Genomic DNA, 13,868 nt, shown 5'->3' on the forward strand with positions numbered 1-13,868 from the left:
GGGCTTCCGAACCCACCGGCATCTGTTTGCCATCATCCACCTCATCGCCGGCAAGCTCACACACCTGCCAGCACCGCCCTATGCGATGCCGGTCCCTGGGCGGTGAATTGGAGTGATTCCACACAAAACGTTATGGAGCCCTTTTTCCTGACGAACAAAGCTAGACGAAGATACTTCCAAATAATTGCCGATACTCACCCAGCATACGCTCCTCGGAAAATTCAGAAAGACACTTGGCCCGATTATACGCCCCCATCTCCGCCCGCAAATGGGGATCCGATACTAACTTCTTTAAATAGCGATACATGTTTATGGCATCCCCAGGCTCAAAAAGGAAGCCGCCCTTTCCATGATCTATTACTTCAGGCATTGAGGAGGCGTTAGTTGTCAATACAGGCAGTCCGCTAGCAACTGCCTCAAGCAGCGCTAAACTCAAACCTTCTCTACGACTTGGGAGGAAGAACACATCCGCTTCATGGTAAAGCGCTGGCATTTCAGAATGGGGCCGCCGGGCCAGCGCCTTGACACGCGCAGATTGGGGAATAGTTGAAACCGCCGAACTGCGGGTGCCACTTGTGTACTGAAGCACTACGTTCTCAGGTAACGCGTCGACCAGATGTAACAAATCAGACAGCCCCTTTCTAGGAGACGGATTGCCGGAGAACAGCACCCTGACCGGCCCATCCAGACGCTCCTGATCCAAGGGGCGGAAACGCCGAGTGTCGACGCCATTGCGAATCACAAGCAGCTTTGTCGCCACATCATGGTGAGTGAGTACCAAGTCGGCTGTAGCTCGGCTCACCGCTGTTAATACCGTCGCACGACGCAGTGCCGCCTCCACTGCTGACGCCAGCACTCTTTGATAATAGTGACGACGTAGAATGCCCACCTGCCGGCAGTAAACGTCATCCAAGTAATAATTGTGAAACGTCGCAACAAGCTGTGCGTCCGGATGTACCACCCATGGCCCCAACTCAGGAAGGGAATGTGCTAGCTCCGCAGGTTCACGAGCGACAACCTGACAGAGCCGAGGATACAATCCCATCATGGGGGACAATGCGCGAACCCGATAGTTGTCAAGCTTTGCTTGCAATTGACGATGAAGGACTAATACACCGCTGCCTGCAACTACTGGCGCATCAATATTCACTTTTACGACCCCACATAGCTTTAACGCCGTTCTGGCGACATACCGAATCGGCACCGCGCAAACTCGATCCACGCCGTTATTTTCAGCACGATAGCTACTATCAAAACGCAAACTTTTTCCAATGCGCTGAGCCTCGGATGCTTAAGAATCCATATAGCGGCAACAACTGGCGAACGATGAGGGGCGAGCGCACTGGCTGGATCCCTTACCAAGCCCAGATCTCTAATCATCCACCGCCCCGCCGCCGTTCTCCGTGTCTGACGAATAGCAGCCCCAAGCTTTGTGCGGGGCCATGTCTCTACCATAGACGCTTCAGCGTAAATCAATTGCGCGCCGAATTGCTGCGCGCGTGCGCCCCATTCTCTATCTCCACCCGAAAACAAGCGCTCATCGAATTGCCCAATGCGCATGAATAGCGCCTTGGAACAAAGCAAATTTGCAGTAACTGCAAAACCGCTAGAGACGATGTTTTCTTTCTGATAGAAACCAGTGAGGTATTGATATAAGCCAGTTGGCGTACGGTGTTCTGGCTCTCGGATCACGACGTTCCCTCCGACGACAACACCACCATCGTGTAGCGACAGCGCTCGCATGCCTTCGGCCAGCCAATTCGACGCGGGGGCACAGTCTGCATCAGTGAACGCCAATACGCGCCCTCGCGCGATACCAACCCCTGCATTGCGAGCCGCGTATGACCCGGGCGTGTGACATACGATGACTTGAAGCAGGAACGGATATGTTGATGGATCAAGGCCGATAGGTAATGACGAACCATTGTCTACAACAACCACCTCGAACGCTTCGGGCGCATAGCTTTGCCGTAGCAATGATTTGAGGCATCGTTTCAAGCCAACGAGGTCATTGAATACCGGAATAATTACGCTGACAGCCAAATGGTCCGAATGCTCAGGCACATCTCAACCTTTTCTCACGTGGGCCAGCTACTCCCTCGTTCCGGACTGCAATCAGCCAGGCCGCGTGGCAACTACGTAATATCCGCATAACTCCACCCGGACAAAACAAGCACACAGACGTTACGTAGAAATCCGCTTCACTCTTTATTTTCTACCTACTATGCTCGCTTGGCTCACAAGACAATAGACGCGAATACACTTGCACTCCATATCTATTTCGGATTCATAGTTGCGCGCAAATGACCCCCCCCGAATCCCGAGCACTCGGTGGGTTGACTTGCCTTCTCTAATTCTTTCTGTAATGACTCTATTTACTTTCTATAGGCTACAATGCCAAGCCTACTCTGGGAGAGACAGGAACCCCCGAGTGGTTCGCACTGGAGTTTGACTATCGACGAACGAGATAGACCAACGTCGGTAGCAGAGGCTTGATAGCCGCCCGCGTCCAGAGTGGAATGCCTTCCAGCGCCCTGATGAGCCGCGCAGCCTGCCCCTCGATCTCCTGCAATGCTTTCGCTGCCTCAAAGCCCATGTGTTGGAATTCGAGGCCCGAAGACTGCAGCATTCGTTCAAGCTGACCGGACTGCAAGGGCTCGCAATCATAAACCTGCCCTTTCCCGGCCAAACGCAAATAGGGAGTCCGCAAACTGCGCGGCAACCAACTAAGTAACGCAAGCTGGTAGTGCGGTTCGACGAGCATCCAGCGATTGGGTACGGCAAGATATCCAACTCCGTCCGGCCGAAGCACTCGCCTGATTTCCTGTAGATGGTGAGACTGAGAGCTTAGGTCACCGACGTGCTCGATCACATGATTGGAAATCACTACATCAAACGAAGCATCACAATACGGAAGTTGCGTACTCTGCACCTGAAGAAATTCAAAACCATCACGAACAATCCGATGATCACAAACATCAACGGCAGAAACGTCGAATTTGAGAGAGGCATTAGTCGCAAAGTAGTGGGCGATGACACCCGAACCCGTACCGATCTCAAGCAAACGAAGCCGCGACGACTGTTCGGGCAAACCAAGCAACGCCTCGATTTTCTTCGCCTTTAGGACCCGCGTATCGAGATCCAGTGCGGCGTGAGAATTGCGATGGATCATTTGGCAAAGCGCCAAGTGGACGGGTACTCCATCACCTCTAGCAACATTCTCCCGAATATCGTCCATGTAGCCTGCTCAGCCACGGACACACTACTCGTGGTCCACGCCCTAGTATCCCCAATCATCTCAACGATAGCCCGCGACAAGCCAAGATAGTCGCCTGGGCGCAACAGCTGCCCGGATTGTCGATTTGCCACCGCGTCTCTTATACCACCCGTCTGAAATGCTGCAGTCGGCAGACCATGAGCCGCTGCCTCCAATGTAACCATGCCGAACCCTTCCGGATCACCGGCAACCTCGCGAACCGGAAATACGTGCACATCGGCGACACCATAGGCAACCGAAAGCTGTTGCCGATCATGAATCGGCCCAGCGAAGCGCAGCGCCGTCTCCACACCCGCTCGCCGTGCAGCAGCGCGTATGTCATCCGGAGTCTGGACCGCCGCCCGCAGTGCCTGGGTCGGAGCTTCGCCCACGATGAGGAAGACAACATCCGGAATCGCTTCAATGACCGATGGCAAACCGTATTCGACGAATTCAGCTAGGCCCTTTCTGGCTGTCAGACGCCCTACGGCAATCAATACATGGGATGCGGGCAACCTGTGCTGTTGGCGAAATGCCGTCAGCTCATCGGGGGTAACAGTTGGCGGCGGCATCGTCACTCCGGGACACACGCGCGTCATGCGCTCGGGTGCAATTCCGATGGCCCGACCGAGTGCGAGAGTAGCCGAACTATTGGCGACTATGTGATCCAATCTTCGCAGCACAGGCCTCCAAAGTCGCCGATACAGGACATGTTCGACCGCCAAATCCAGACCGTGAACGTAGGCACAGGCCCGGGCATGAGTCAGGCGTCCCGAAACCCACGCGGCCGGTGCCGTGAGTCCGCTGCCCGCAAGCACAACGTCTGGCTTCCAGTGTTTGGCGACTCGAATAGCACGGATTGCGCTCAGGAGCAGGAAGCTCCACAGAGGCGAGATCGGAATTTCGTCGACCTGCACGGATGATGGTGCCTGCGCTGCTGACCCTTTCGGCGCGATTGCACGCACATCCGCTGCCTTGGCCAGTTCGTCTGCCATATGCCAATTCAACCGCTCCATACCACCGAGCATGGGGGGAAAGTTGCGCGTGATAATGAGAATACGTGGTCGAAATGTCCCGTCCCCGTCGCGAGAGTGCTGGGCAGACTGAGAATTCCTACTCACGCGAGCGAGCATATACTAGCGATGTGATCTGCTCGGAGATCAGGCCGATAAGGAAAACGATCACGGAGGCACTCATCAGTAACACGCTCATGTTCGTGAAACGCCCTGCCGCCAGGAAGGTGTAGATGTAGTTGGCGATCCCGAGTCCAAAAAACAGCAGACTGGCCGGAAGGAACAGTTTGAGCGGAGAGTACAATGTTGCGATGCGAAAGATAATCAACAGAAATCGGGTGCCGTCCCGCAGAGGGCGGATGTGGCTGATCGAACCCTCTTGACGAGCACGGACGTGAATCGGCTCATACGCCACCGCATACGCACTGCGAAAAAAGGCCATGGTACTGGTGGTCGGATAGGAAAACCCGTTCGGCAACATATGTAGGAATTCGCGAAAACGCGCGGCCCGTACCACCCGAAAGCCCGAGGTCAGGTCAGCCACTCGATGGCCTGTCATCCAGCTTGCCAGAAGATTGTAGAGTCCGTTCGCAGCACCGCGAGAGACACTGGCTTGACCAGATCGATCCCGCGATCCAACAACAAGATCGTAACCATCTCCCAGCCGAGTAAGCAGTCGGGGAATATCACTCGGATCATGCTGGCCATCGGCGTCCATAAAGATTAGGACCTCGCCACTAGCCGCACGCGCACCGCGCTTGATTGCAGCACCGTTACCCATCGAATAGGGGGCACTGAGGCATCGCACGCCCGCAGCCTGACAGATCTGTTTAGTCTCATCTTTCGATCCATCATCGACGACGATAATCTCGGCGTCCGGTATTACATCCTTGAGATTAGCCAAGACGCTCGGCAGAGACGCTGCCTCATTCTTTGCCGGCAAAATGACGCTGATATTTCTTCCAGAGGGTGTCTCTTCGATAGTCATACGCGATCGACCCTTACGCCGGCCGCCAAGCAGGCGTCACGGTCTAGTAATCCCTTCACGTCAATAACCGGAGCGTCTGGACTGTTGCACCACCCGGCAATTGCCGCGAGCGTCAGGCGGCGAAAGGAACGGTGGCCAACAGCGAACACGACGGCGGAGATATTGGTTAGTTCGTCCACCGATGCGCTAACGACAACGTTAGCGCTACTACCACTAACCTCAGATAAGTCGGCCACTGGATCAACCACGATGACGTCCGTGCCGAAGTCCACCAACTCATCAATCAGATCAAAGACTCTGGAATTGCGCGTGTCTGGGCAATCCTCCTTGAACGTAACACCAAGCACAGCCACCCGAGCACCTGCTATCGAGCAACCAGCGTGTATCATCGCCTTGATCGTACGTGAAGCCACGTAGCGACCAAAGTTATCGTTAATCCGGCGCCCCGCGAGGATAACCTCCGGGTGGTAACCGATAGCTTCGGCCCTGTAGGTTAAATAGTACGGGTCTACGCCGATACAGTGTCCACCGACCAGCCCTGGCCTAAACGGAAGAAAGTTCCACTTGGTCCCCGCAGTCTCGAGCACGTCCAGCGTATCAATGCCCAGGCGGTTGAAGATGATCGCCAGCTCGTTCATCAGCGCAATGTTGAGGTCGCGCTGGGTATTCTCGATAACCTTCGCCGCCTCCGCCACCGGGATGCTCTTGGCCCGGTACACGCCGGCTTCGACAACACGCTCATACAGTGACGCCACCTGAGCCAAAGTCGTCTCGTCTTCAGCAGCCACCACTTTGACGGTGTTCCGAAGCGAATGCTCGCGATCCCCGGGGTTGATCCGCTCCGGCGAGTAGGCCATCCGGAAATCCTTCCCCCGCGTATACCCCGAGCAGCGCTCGATCAAAGGAGCCAGCCATTCATCTGTCAGGCCAGGATAGACGGTGGACTCAAGGACAACGATGCCCCCCCGCTTAAGGTGTTCCCCGACCGCGCGACCCGCCGCCTCCAGGGGTCGCAGATCAGGCTGCTTCGCCTCGTTAATCGGCGTCGGCACGGCGATGATCACCACGTCGGCCTCGCTCAACAAGCTGGCGTCGGCGGTAAACTCTAAGCGCTCTGCGGCCGCGAAAGCCTCGGGCGGCGATTCGCGAGTGGGATCGCTGCCGCCGCGCAGAACGTTTATACGCGCCGAATCGCTATCGAGCCCGATCGTCCGCAGATGCTGACCGAATGCAAGGGCGAGTGGCAGCCCTACATATCCCAAGCCAATGACGGCAACGGTCTCCACATACCCTCCCAAGTAGCCAGAAACGACATCGGGCGCCGAAGCGCCCGATGTAATTATGACATTGTCCTGCGTGGCTTACGCGTCTTCCGACTGCGAAGCGGCGGGACGATCGACCAACTCCACATACGCCATCGGCGCATTGTCACCCGGCCGGAAACCGCACTTGAGGATCCGGATGTAACCACCAGGACGCTCTTTGTAGCGAGGACCCAGGTCGGTGAACAGCTTGCCAACGGTTTTCTTGTCGCGCAGACGGTCAAAGGTGATCCGGCGGTTATGCACGGAGTCGGCCTTCGCACGCGTGATGAACGGCTCGGCGAAGCGACGCAGCTCCTTCGCCTTGGGCAAGGTGGTGCGAATCATTTCGTGCTCGAACAGCGAGTTGGCCAGGTTCTGCATCATCGACTTGCGATGACCCTGCTCGCGTCCAAAGTTGGTTCCAGCGTTACGATGCCGCATGGCTCTCTATCTCCAGTCCCGGCCTGATTTAGGCCGATTCGCCGGCGCCGACTTTCGGAGGCGTCCAGCTGTCCAGTTCCATACCGAGTCCGAGGCCGTGGCTTTCCAGCACTTCCTTGATCTCGTTCAGTGATTTCTTGCCGAGGTTCGGTGTCTTCATCAATTCGGTCTCGGTGCGCTGCACCAGGTCACCGATGAAGTAGACGTTCTCCGCCTTGAGGCAGTTGGCCGAACGGACCGTGAGATCCAGCTCGTCAATCGGCTTGAGCAGCATCGGGTTGATAACCTCAGTGGGCTCTTCAACCGTTGCGGCGGCTTCGGCGTCCAGGTCAACAAACACGGCAACCTGATCACGCAGGATCTGCGCGGCAGTCTGCACGGCATCACCGGCTTCGACGCTGCCGTTGGTGTCGATGTCGAGAATCAACTTGTCCAGATCGGTGCGCTGCTCGACACGGGCGCGTTCCACTGCGTAGCTCACGCGACGAACCGGCGAGAACGATGCGTCCAGGCGCAGGCGACCCACGCCGGAGCCTTCTTCTTCGCTCACCTTGGCCACGCTGGCAGCCGGCTGGTAACCACGACCGGATGCAATCTTCAGCACCATCGACAGCTTGCCGCCGGTGAGGTGCGCGATCACATGATCCGGGTTCACGATTTCGACGTCGTGATCCACGGTGATGTCACCCGCAGTCACGACACCGTCGCCGTCCTTGGACAGACGCAGCTCGGCCGTTTCACGAGCGTTTAGACGAACCGCCACGCCTTTGAGGTTCAGGAGGATATCCAGGACATCTTCCTGTACACCTTCGATGGTGGTGTACTCGTGCAGCACGCCTTCGATTTCGGCTTCGACAATCGCCGCGCCAGGAATCGAGGACAGCAGAATGCGTCGCAGCGCATTACCGAGCGTATGGCCATAGCCACGTTCCAGCGGCTCGATGGAAACCCGTGCGCGCGTATCGGAAACCTGATCGACGTCAACGCGACGAGGCTTCAGCAAGTCTTTTGAGGGACCGGTCATAGGTAACGTACCTCACAAACCAAATTGCAAAGTCGGGCACAAGGCCCGACTCGTAGGACCTCAGCGCCGGAGACCGGCACTGAGACCAAGATGTCTTACTTGGAGTAAAGCTCGACGACGAGATTCTCGTTGATGTCCGGGAGAATCTGATCGCGATCGGGACGCGTCTTGAACGTGCCGGTCAGCTTTTTCTCGTCGACTTCCATCCACTCAGGGAAGCCCAGCTGGGACGCGACTTCCACCGCAGCCTGAATCCGCGTCTGTGTCCGCGACTTTTCGCGAATCTCGACGATGTCACCAGGGCCAACCTGGTACGACGGGATATTCACGACCTGGCCGTTAACCACGATGGACTTGTGGTTGACGAGCTGACGAGCCTCGGCACGCGTGGAGCCGAACCCCATGCGGTAGACGACGTTGTCCAGTCGGCATTCCAGCATCTGGAGCAACAGCAGACCGGTGGAGCCTTTCTGCTGCGCAGCTTTCTTGTAGTAGTTGCGGAACTGACGCTCCAGCACACCGTACATGTGCTTGAGCTTCTGCTTTTCATGCAACTGAAGCGCATAGTCCGAAAGGCGCTGCCGACGGCTGCCGTGCATACCCGGCGGCGTGTCGATGCGGCATTTCGTTTCGATCGAGCGACCACGTCCCTTGAGGAACAGATCGGTGCCCGAACGACGGGACTGCTTGCACTTGGGTCCTGTGTACTTCGCCATGACTTAAACCCGACGTTTTTTCGGAGGACGGCAGCCGTTGTGCGGGATCGGCGTCACGTCAGCAATGTTCGTAATACGGAATCCCGCGTTGTTCAACGCGCGCACCGCGGACTCGCGACCCGGGCCAGGGCCCTTGACGCGAACTTCAAGATTCTTCACGCCATGCTCGGCAGCGGCAGTGCCGGCCTTTTCAGCGGCAATCTGCGCAGCAAACGGCGTGGACTTGCGAGAGCCCTTGAAGCCGCTGCCACCCGCTGTCGCCCACGACAACGCATTGCCCTGACGATCGGTGATCGTGATGATGGTGTTGTTGAACGTTGCGTGGACGTGCGCGATGCCGTCCGCAATATTCTTCTTGACCCGCTTACGCGGACGCACCTGAGCCTTGGCCATGAATTAAACCTACTTACGAATCGGACGACGCGGGCCCTTACGGGTCCGTGCGTTGGTACGAGTGCGCTGACCACGAACCGGGAGACCACGACGATGACGAATGCCGCGGTAGCAACCCAGATCCATCAGTCGCTTGATGTTCATGCTGATCTCACGCCGGAGATCACCTTCAACGATGTATTTCGCAACAGCCGTACGCAGCCCTTCGACTTCCGGTTCGGCCAGTTCCTTCACCTTCATACTCGGTGCAACGCCGGCCTCTTCACAGATTGCCTTAGCGCGGGTCTGGCCGATGCCATAAATCGACTGCAGTGCAATCACTGCATGCTTATTGGCTGGTACGTTGACGCCTGCAATACGCGCCATGCTCTAACTCCTGTGAACTGCCTGCGCGGCCCGAAAAAGGCGCGCGAATTTACCTGAAAATAGCTGTGTTTTCAAGACACGTCGTTTTGACCGTGCCTACTACCGCTTAACCCTGGCGCTGTTTGTGCCGCGGGTCGGTGCAAATCACGCGCACGGTACCGTGCCGACGGATGATCTTGCAGTTGCGGCAGATCTTCTTCACAGACGCTCGAACTTTCATGCGTCGATCCTCTTGTTACCGTGTCACGCCGGCACCACCCGGTGCCCGCAAATTCGCCTTCTTCATCAGTCCCTCGTACTGGTGGGACATCAGATGCGCCTGTAGCTGGGCCATGAAATCCATGACCACGACCACAATGATGAGCAGGCTCGTACCACCAAAATAAAACGGTACGTTCCACTCAAGAATCAGAAACTCCGGCAGCAGACAGACCAGCGTGATGTACGCCGCCCCGGCTACCGTGAGCTTTGTCAGTACGTTGTCGATATAGCGAGCGGTCTGCGCGCCAGGCCGCACACCAGGGATGAACGCACCCGACTTCTTCAAGTTGTCTGCCGTCTCACGCGAATCGAACACGAGCGCGGTGTAGAAGAAGCAGAAAAACACGATCATCAACGCGTACAGCAATACATACAGCGGCTGACCCGGCGACAGCGCGTTCGCGATGGACTGCAAGAAGCCCGGCCCGCTCTCGCCGAAGAACCGCACGATCGACGCCGGAAACAGAATGATCGACGACGCAAAAATCGGTGGAATCACCCCGCTCATATTCAGCTTGAGCGGCAAATGCTGCGTCTGCGCCGCGAACATCTTCCGACCTTGCTGGCGGCGCGCATGGTGAACCGGGATACGGCGCTGCGCGCGCTCCACAAACACCACAAACCACGTAACACCTACGGCGACGACGAACAGCAGCACAACCTGCCAGGACGCCATCGACCCTTCGCTCACGAGCTGCGCCGTGGCACCTAAGGCGGTAGGCAACCCCGCGACAATGCTGGCAAAGATGATCATCGAGATCCCGTTGCCAATGCCACGTTCTGTCACTTGCTCGCCGAGCCACATCAAAAAGATGGTGCCGGTCACCAGCGAAACGGCCGCTGTGAAGATGAACGGCATGCCCGGACTGATCGCGACACCGCTGTTCTGCAATGCGACCGCCGCACCGACAGACTGGAAGGTCGCCAGCAGCAACGTCCCGTACCGTGTGTACTGCGTGATCTTGCGCCGTCCGGCCTCGCCTTCCTTCTTCAGCTCCTTGAGCGGCTCATAAACAGCTGCCATCAGCTGCATGATGATGCTCGCGGAGATGTACGGCATGATGCCCAACGCGAAGATGCTGAGCCGCTCCAGCGCCCCACCCGAGAACATGTTGAACATGTCCAGGATGGTGCCGCGCTGCGCTTCAAAGAGCGCAGCTAGCTGTTGCGGGTCGATCCCCGGCACCGGAATGAAGGATCCGATGCGGTATACGACCAGCGCGCCGAGCAAAAACAGCAGGCGGCTGCGCACCTCTCCAAGCTTGGAGACGTCCGGCATCATGCCGCGAGCGGCTGGATTGGCACCCTGTCGAGCCATTATGCGGTTCCGACGCTGCCGCCAGCTGCTTCAATCGCCTTGGTCGCGCCCGCGGTCACCCGCAGCCCAACCACCTTGACCGCACGCGTGATCTCGCCCGAGCCGATGATCTTGCAATCCAAGACGTTACCGTTGAGCAGGCCAGCGCCCTTGAGCGCCGCGAGATCCACGGTCTCCAAACCGGTTTTGTCCAGCGTATCCAGCCGCAGCTCAGCCACCAGCGGGCTGGTACGTGACCGGAAACCACGCTTCGGCAACCGGCGCTGCAAAGGCATCTGACCGCCTTCGAACCCTGGCTTCGGCATACCGCCGCTCCGGGACTTCTGACCCTTTACGCCGCGACCACAGGTCTTGCCGTTGCCGGACGAATGACCTCGGCCCACGCGGTTACGCAGTTTTTTCGAGCCCTTCGCAGGCTTCAGTCCGTTCAGTTGCATGTCTTAGTCCTCGACCGCTTCTTCAACACGAAGCAGGTAGTCGATCTTGCGAACCATGCCCATGTTTTCCGGCGTCGTAACGACGTCGACTGTCTGGTGCATGCGGCGGATTCCCAGGCCCCGTGCGCACGCCTGGTGCGTCTTGAGACGACCGATCAGGCTCTTCACAAGGGTCACGCGGATAGTCTTTTCGCTGCTCATCAGATGCTGCTCCGCTTACGCGCGAATCTCTTCGACGGTCTTACCGCGCTTGGCGGCAATGTATTCGGGGTCGTTCATGTTGGTCAGGGCGTTCACGGTTGCGCGCACCAGGTTCACCGGGTTACGCGAGCCGTAGCTCTTGGCCAACACGTTCTGCACACCCGCCACTTCGAACACGGCGCGCATCGCACCGCCGGCAATCACACCGGTACCGTCAGAGGCCGGACGCATGATCACACGCGTCGCGCCATGACGACCCTGAATCGGGTGCTGCAGGGTGCCAGAGGTCAACGGTACAGTGACCATGTTCTTGCGCGCCTGTTCCATCGCTTTCTGGATCGCCAGAGGCACTTCACGGGCCTTGCCGTAGCCGAAGCCTACGCGACCATCGCCATCGCCAACCACGGTCAACGCGGTGAAGCCGAACTGGCGACCACCCTTGACCACTTTGGCGACACGATTAACCGTGACCAGCTTCTCGAGCAGGTCACCCTGCCCATTGTTATTGTCGTTTCTTGCCATCTCAGTGCCCTAAAACTTGAGGCCGCCCTCGCGAGCGGCGTCGGCGAGCGCTTTCACCCGGCCGTGGTAACGGAAACCAGAACGATCGAAGGCGACGGTTTCAACACCAGCTGCCTTAGCGCGCTCTGCCAGCGTCTTGCCGACCAACGCGGCTGCGTCGACGTTGCCCGCATGTCCCTCGACCTCGCCGCGTAGCGACTTGTCGATGGTGGAAGCAGACGCCAGCGTTTTGCCGCCGTTTGCATCGATGACCTGGGCGTAAATGTGCCGCGGCGTCCGGTGCACGCACAGACGCGGCACCCGCAGTTCGCGGATCTTGGCGCGCACCTTGCGCGCACGACGGATACGTTTGCTCTTGTCGGCCATGGCTTACTTCTTCTTCGCTTCTTTCCGAAGGACCCGCTCATCCGAGTAACGCACACCTTTGCCCTTGTAAGGCTCCGGCGGACGAAACGCCCGGATTTCAGCGGCCACTTGCCCAACAACCTGCTTGTTCGCACCCTTGATGACGATTTCGGTCTGAGACGGGGTCTCGACCGTGATGCCTTCCGGCACCGGGTAATCGATGGGGTGCGAAAAACCGAGTGCGAGGTTGAGCTTGTTGCCCTGCGCCTGGGCGCGGTAACCCACGCCGACCAGCTGCAGGCGACGCTCGAAACCGGTGCTCACGCCAACAACCATGTTGTTGACAAGCGCTCGCATCGTGCCTGACAGCGCGGTATTGCGGGCGATGGACTCGTCGGACACCCGAACCAGGCCGTCTTCGACCGCCAGATCGATGCCGGTCGGCACATCCATGTCCAGCTGCCCGTTCTTGCCCTTCACCACAACACGACCGTCGGCGAGTTTGACCTCGACGCCAGCAGGCAAGGTGATTGGATTCTTGGCTACGCGACTCATATCAGGCCACCGTGCAAAGCACTTCGCCACCCTGGCCGATCTCACGTGCGCGGCGATCGGAGATCACACCCGCAGAGGTCGACACAATGGCAATACCCAAACCGCCCAGCACTTCCGGCAAGTTGTCCTTGCCACGGTAAATCCGTAGCGAGGGCTTGCTGACACGCTGCAAGTGCTCGATGACACCTCTGCCCTCGAAGTACTTGAGCGCGACCACCAGGGTCGGCTTTCCATTGACATCCGTGGCGTTGAAGTCGGCAATAAAGCCCTCCTCCTTCAGCACCTCGGCAATCGCTTTTTTCACTTTCGACGCCGGCATACGAACCTCTTTCTTCCGCGCGGCTTGGCCGTTGCGGATGCGGGTCAGCATGTCGGAGATCGGATCAGTCATGCTCATAGCAACACCGATATCCCATTTACCAACTGGACTTGACGAGTCCGGGGACTTCGCCATTCATTGCTGCTTCGCGCAGCTTGTTACGAGCAAGACCGAACTTGCGGTAATAACCACGCGGCCGTCCCGTCACGTTGCAGCGGTTGCGCTTGCGAACAGGGCTCGCATCGCGCGGCAAAGCCTGCAGGGCTTGCACCGCTGCATACCGCTCTTCGAAGCTGGTCTCAGGATCCGTAATCTTCGCCTTCAACGCGGAGCGCTTTTCAGCGTACTTCTCCACCAGCTTGGCGCGCTTGACTTCGCGCGCGATCATGCTCTTCTTCGCCATAAGGTC

Annotated in this window: 20 protein-coding genes; all 20 read right to left on the reverse strand. The window is 57.9% G+C overall.

Annotation, left to right across the window (positions count from 1 at the left end; translation table 11 throughout):
* Positions 1–160 precede the first annotated feature (160 nt).
* The gene (locus ACE1EY_RS12950) at positions 161–1,261 is read right to left on the reverse strand and encodes a glycosyltransferase family 4 protein (RefSeq protein WP_370300361.1); all 1,101 of its coding nucleotides are present in this window, start codon (positions 1,259–1,261) and stop codon (positions 161–163) included.
* Positions 1,171–2,064 carry a glycosyltransferase family 2 protein gene (locus ACE1EY_RS12955; RefSeq protein ID WP_370300362.1) on the reverse strand — a complete coding sequence of 298 codons (894 nt, stop codon included), beginning with the start codon at positions 2,062–2,064 and terminating at the stop codon, positions 1,171–1,173. The genes ACE1EY_RS12950 and ACE1EY_RS12955 overlap by 91 nt, the downstream gene beginning before the upstream one ends.
* Before the next feature lie 388 nt (positions 2,065–2,452).
* Positions 2,453–3,172, reverse strand: coding sequence for a class I SAM-dependent methyltransferase (locus ACE1EY_RS12960; protein WP_370300363.1), 720 nt, complete (start codon positions 3,170–3,172; stop codon positions 2,453–2,455).
* Complete coding sequence (locus tag ACE1EY_RS12965; RefSeq protein WP_373928093.1) at positions 3,169–4,284, reverse strand: glycosyltransferase family 4 protein; 1,116 nt, start codon at positions 4,282–4,284, stop codon at positions 3,169–3,171. Before ACE1EY_RS12965 ends, ACE1EY_RS12960 begins: the two co-directional genes overlap by 4 nt.
* 85 nt (positions 4,285–4,369) lie before the next feature.
* Positions 4,370–5,257, reverse strand: a complete 888-nt coding sequence (locus ACE1EY_RS12970; RefSeq protein ID WP_370300365.1) for a glycosyltransferase family 2 protein — start codon at positions 5,255–5,257, stop codon at positions 4,370–4,372.
* Entirely contained in the window at positions 5,254–6,543 is a 1,290-nt protein-coding gene (locus ACE1EY_RS12975) for a nucleotide sugar dehydrogenase (RefSeq protein WP_370300366.1), read from the reverse strand. The genes ACE1EY_RS12970 and ACE1EY_RS12975 overlap by 4 nt, the downstream gene beginning before the upstream one ends.
* A 75-nt stretch (positions 6,544–6,618) precedes the next feature.
* Complete coding sequence (gene rplQ / locus ACE1EY_RS12980; RefSeq protein ID WP_291513261.1) at positions 6,619–7,002, reverse strand: 50S ribosomal protein L17; 384 nt, start codon at positions 7,000–7,002, stop codon at positions 6,619–6,621.
* 28 nt (positions 7,003–7,030) lie between these two features.
* The gene (locus ACE1EY_RS12985) at positions 7,031–8,026 is read right to left on the reverse strand and encodes a DNA-directed RNA polymerase subunit alpha (protein WP_370300367.1); all 996 of its coding nucleotides are present in this window, start codon (positions 8,024–8,026) and stop codon (positions 7,031–7,033) included.
* 95 nt (positions 8,027–8,121) lie between these two features.
* Complete coding sequence (rpsD, locus tag ACE1EY_RS12990) at positions 8,122–8,742, reverse strand: 30S ribosomal protein S4 (protein ID WP_291513263.1); 621 nt, start codon at positions 8,740–8,742, stop codon at positions 8,122–8,124.
* Between the two features lie 3 nt (positions 8,743–8,745).
* A complete protein-coding gene (rpsK, locus tag ACE1EY_RS12995) occupies positions 8,746–9,135 on the reverse strand; it encodes a 30S ribosomal protein S11 (protein ID WP_291513264.1) in 390 nt (129 codons plus the stop codon).
* A gap of 9 nt (positions 9,136–9,144) precedes the next feature.
* Entirely contained in the window at positions 9,145–9,501 is a 357-nt protein-coding gene (rpsM, locus tag ACE1EY_RS13000) for a 30S ribosomal protein S13 (protein WP_370300368.1), read from the reverse strand.
* A gap of 106 nt (positions 9,502–9,607) precedes the next feature.
* Positions 9,608–9,721, reverse strand: coding sequence for a 50S ribosomal protein L36 (gene rpmJ / locus ACE1EY_RS13005; protein ID WP_109720896.1), 114 nt, complete (start codon positions 9,719–9,721; stop codon positions 9,608–9,610).
* Positions 9,722–9,736: 15 nt separating this feature from the next.
* Entirely contained in the window at positions 9,737–11,080 is a 1,344-nt protein-coding gene (gene secY, locus ACE1EY_RS13010) for a preprotein translocase subunit SecY (RefSeq protein ID WP_291513266.1), read from the reverse strand.
* Positions 11,080–11,517 (reverse strand): 50S ribosomal protein L15, encoded by a 438-nt coding sequence (rplO, locus tag ACE1EY_RS13015; RefSeq protein ID WP_291513267.1) that lies wholly within the window; start codon positions 11,515–11,517, stop codon positions 11,080–11,082. Before rplO ends, secY begins: the two co-directional genes overlap by 1 nt.
* Before the next feature lie 3 nt (positions 11,518–11,520).
* On the reverse strand, positions 11,521–11,718 hold the full coding sequence (gene rpmD, locus ACE1EY_RS13020; RefSeq protein ID WP_291513268.1) for a 50S ribosomal protein L30: 198 nt from the start codon (positions 11,716–11,718) through the stop codon (positions 11,521–11,523).
* 15 nt (positions 11,719–11,733) lie between these two features.
* Positions 11,734–12,240, reverse strand: a complete 507-nt coding sequence (gene rpsE / locus ACE1EY_RS13025) for a 30S ribosomal protein S5 (protein ID WP_291513269.1) — start codon at positions 12,238–12,240, stop codon at positions 11,734–11,736.
* Positions 12,241–12,249: 9 nt separating this feature from the next.
* Positions 12,250–12,606: a 50S ribosomal protein L18 gene (rplR, locus tag ACE1EY_RS13030; RefSeq protein WP_291513270.1), complete on the reverse strand. Its 357-nt coding sequence runs from the start codon at positions 12,604–12,606 to the stop codon at positions 12,250–12,252.
* 3 nt (positions 12,607–12,609) lie between these two features.
* The gene (gene rplF / locus ACE1EY_RS13035; protein ID WP_291513271.1) at positions 12,610–13,140 is read right to left on the reverse strand and encodes a 50S ribosomal protein L6; all 531 of its coding nucleotides are present in this window, start codon (positions 13,138–13,140) and stop codon (positions 12,610–12,612) included.
* Position 13,141: 1 nt separating this feature from the next.
* Positions 13,142–13,537: a 30S ribosomal protein S8 gene (gene rpsH / locus ACE1EY_RS13040; RefSeq protein WP_291513280.1), complete on the reverse strand. Its 396-nt coding sequence runs from the start codon at positions 13,535–13,537 to the stop codon at positions 13,142–13,144.
* Positions 13,538–13,556: 19 nt separating this feature from the next.
* Positions 13,557–13,862: a 30S ribosomal protein S14 gene (rpsN, locus tag ACE1EY_RS13045; protein ID WP_291513272.1), complete on the reverse strand. Its 306-nt coding sequence runs from the start codon at positions 13,860–13,862 to the stop codon at positions 13,557–13,559.
* Positions 13,863–13,868: the final 6 nt, after the last annotated feature.

It is taken from the genome of Abyssibacter sp. (genome assembly GCF_964229365.1).
In the GTDB taxonomy this organism is placed as follows: Bacteria; Pseudomonadota; Gammaproteobacteria; order Nevskiales; family OUC007; genus Abyssibacter.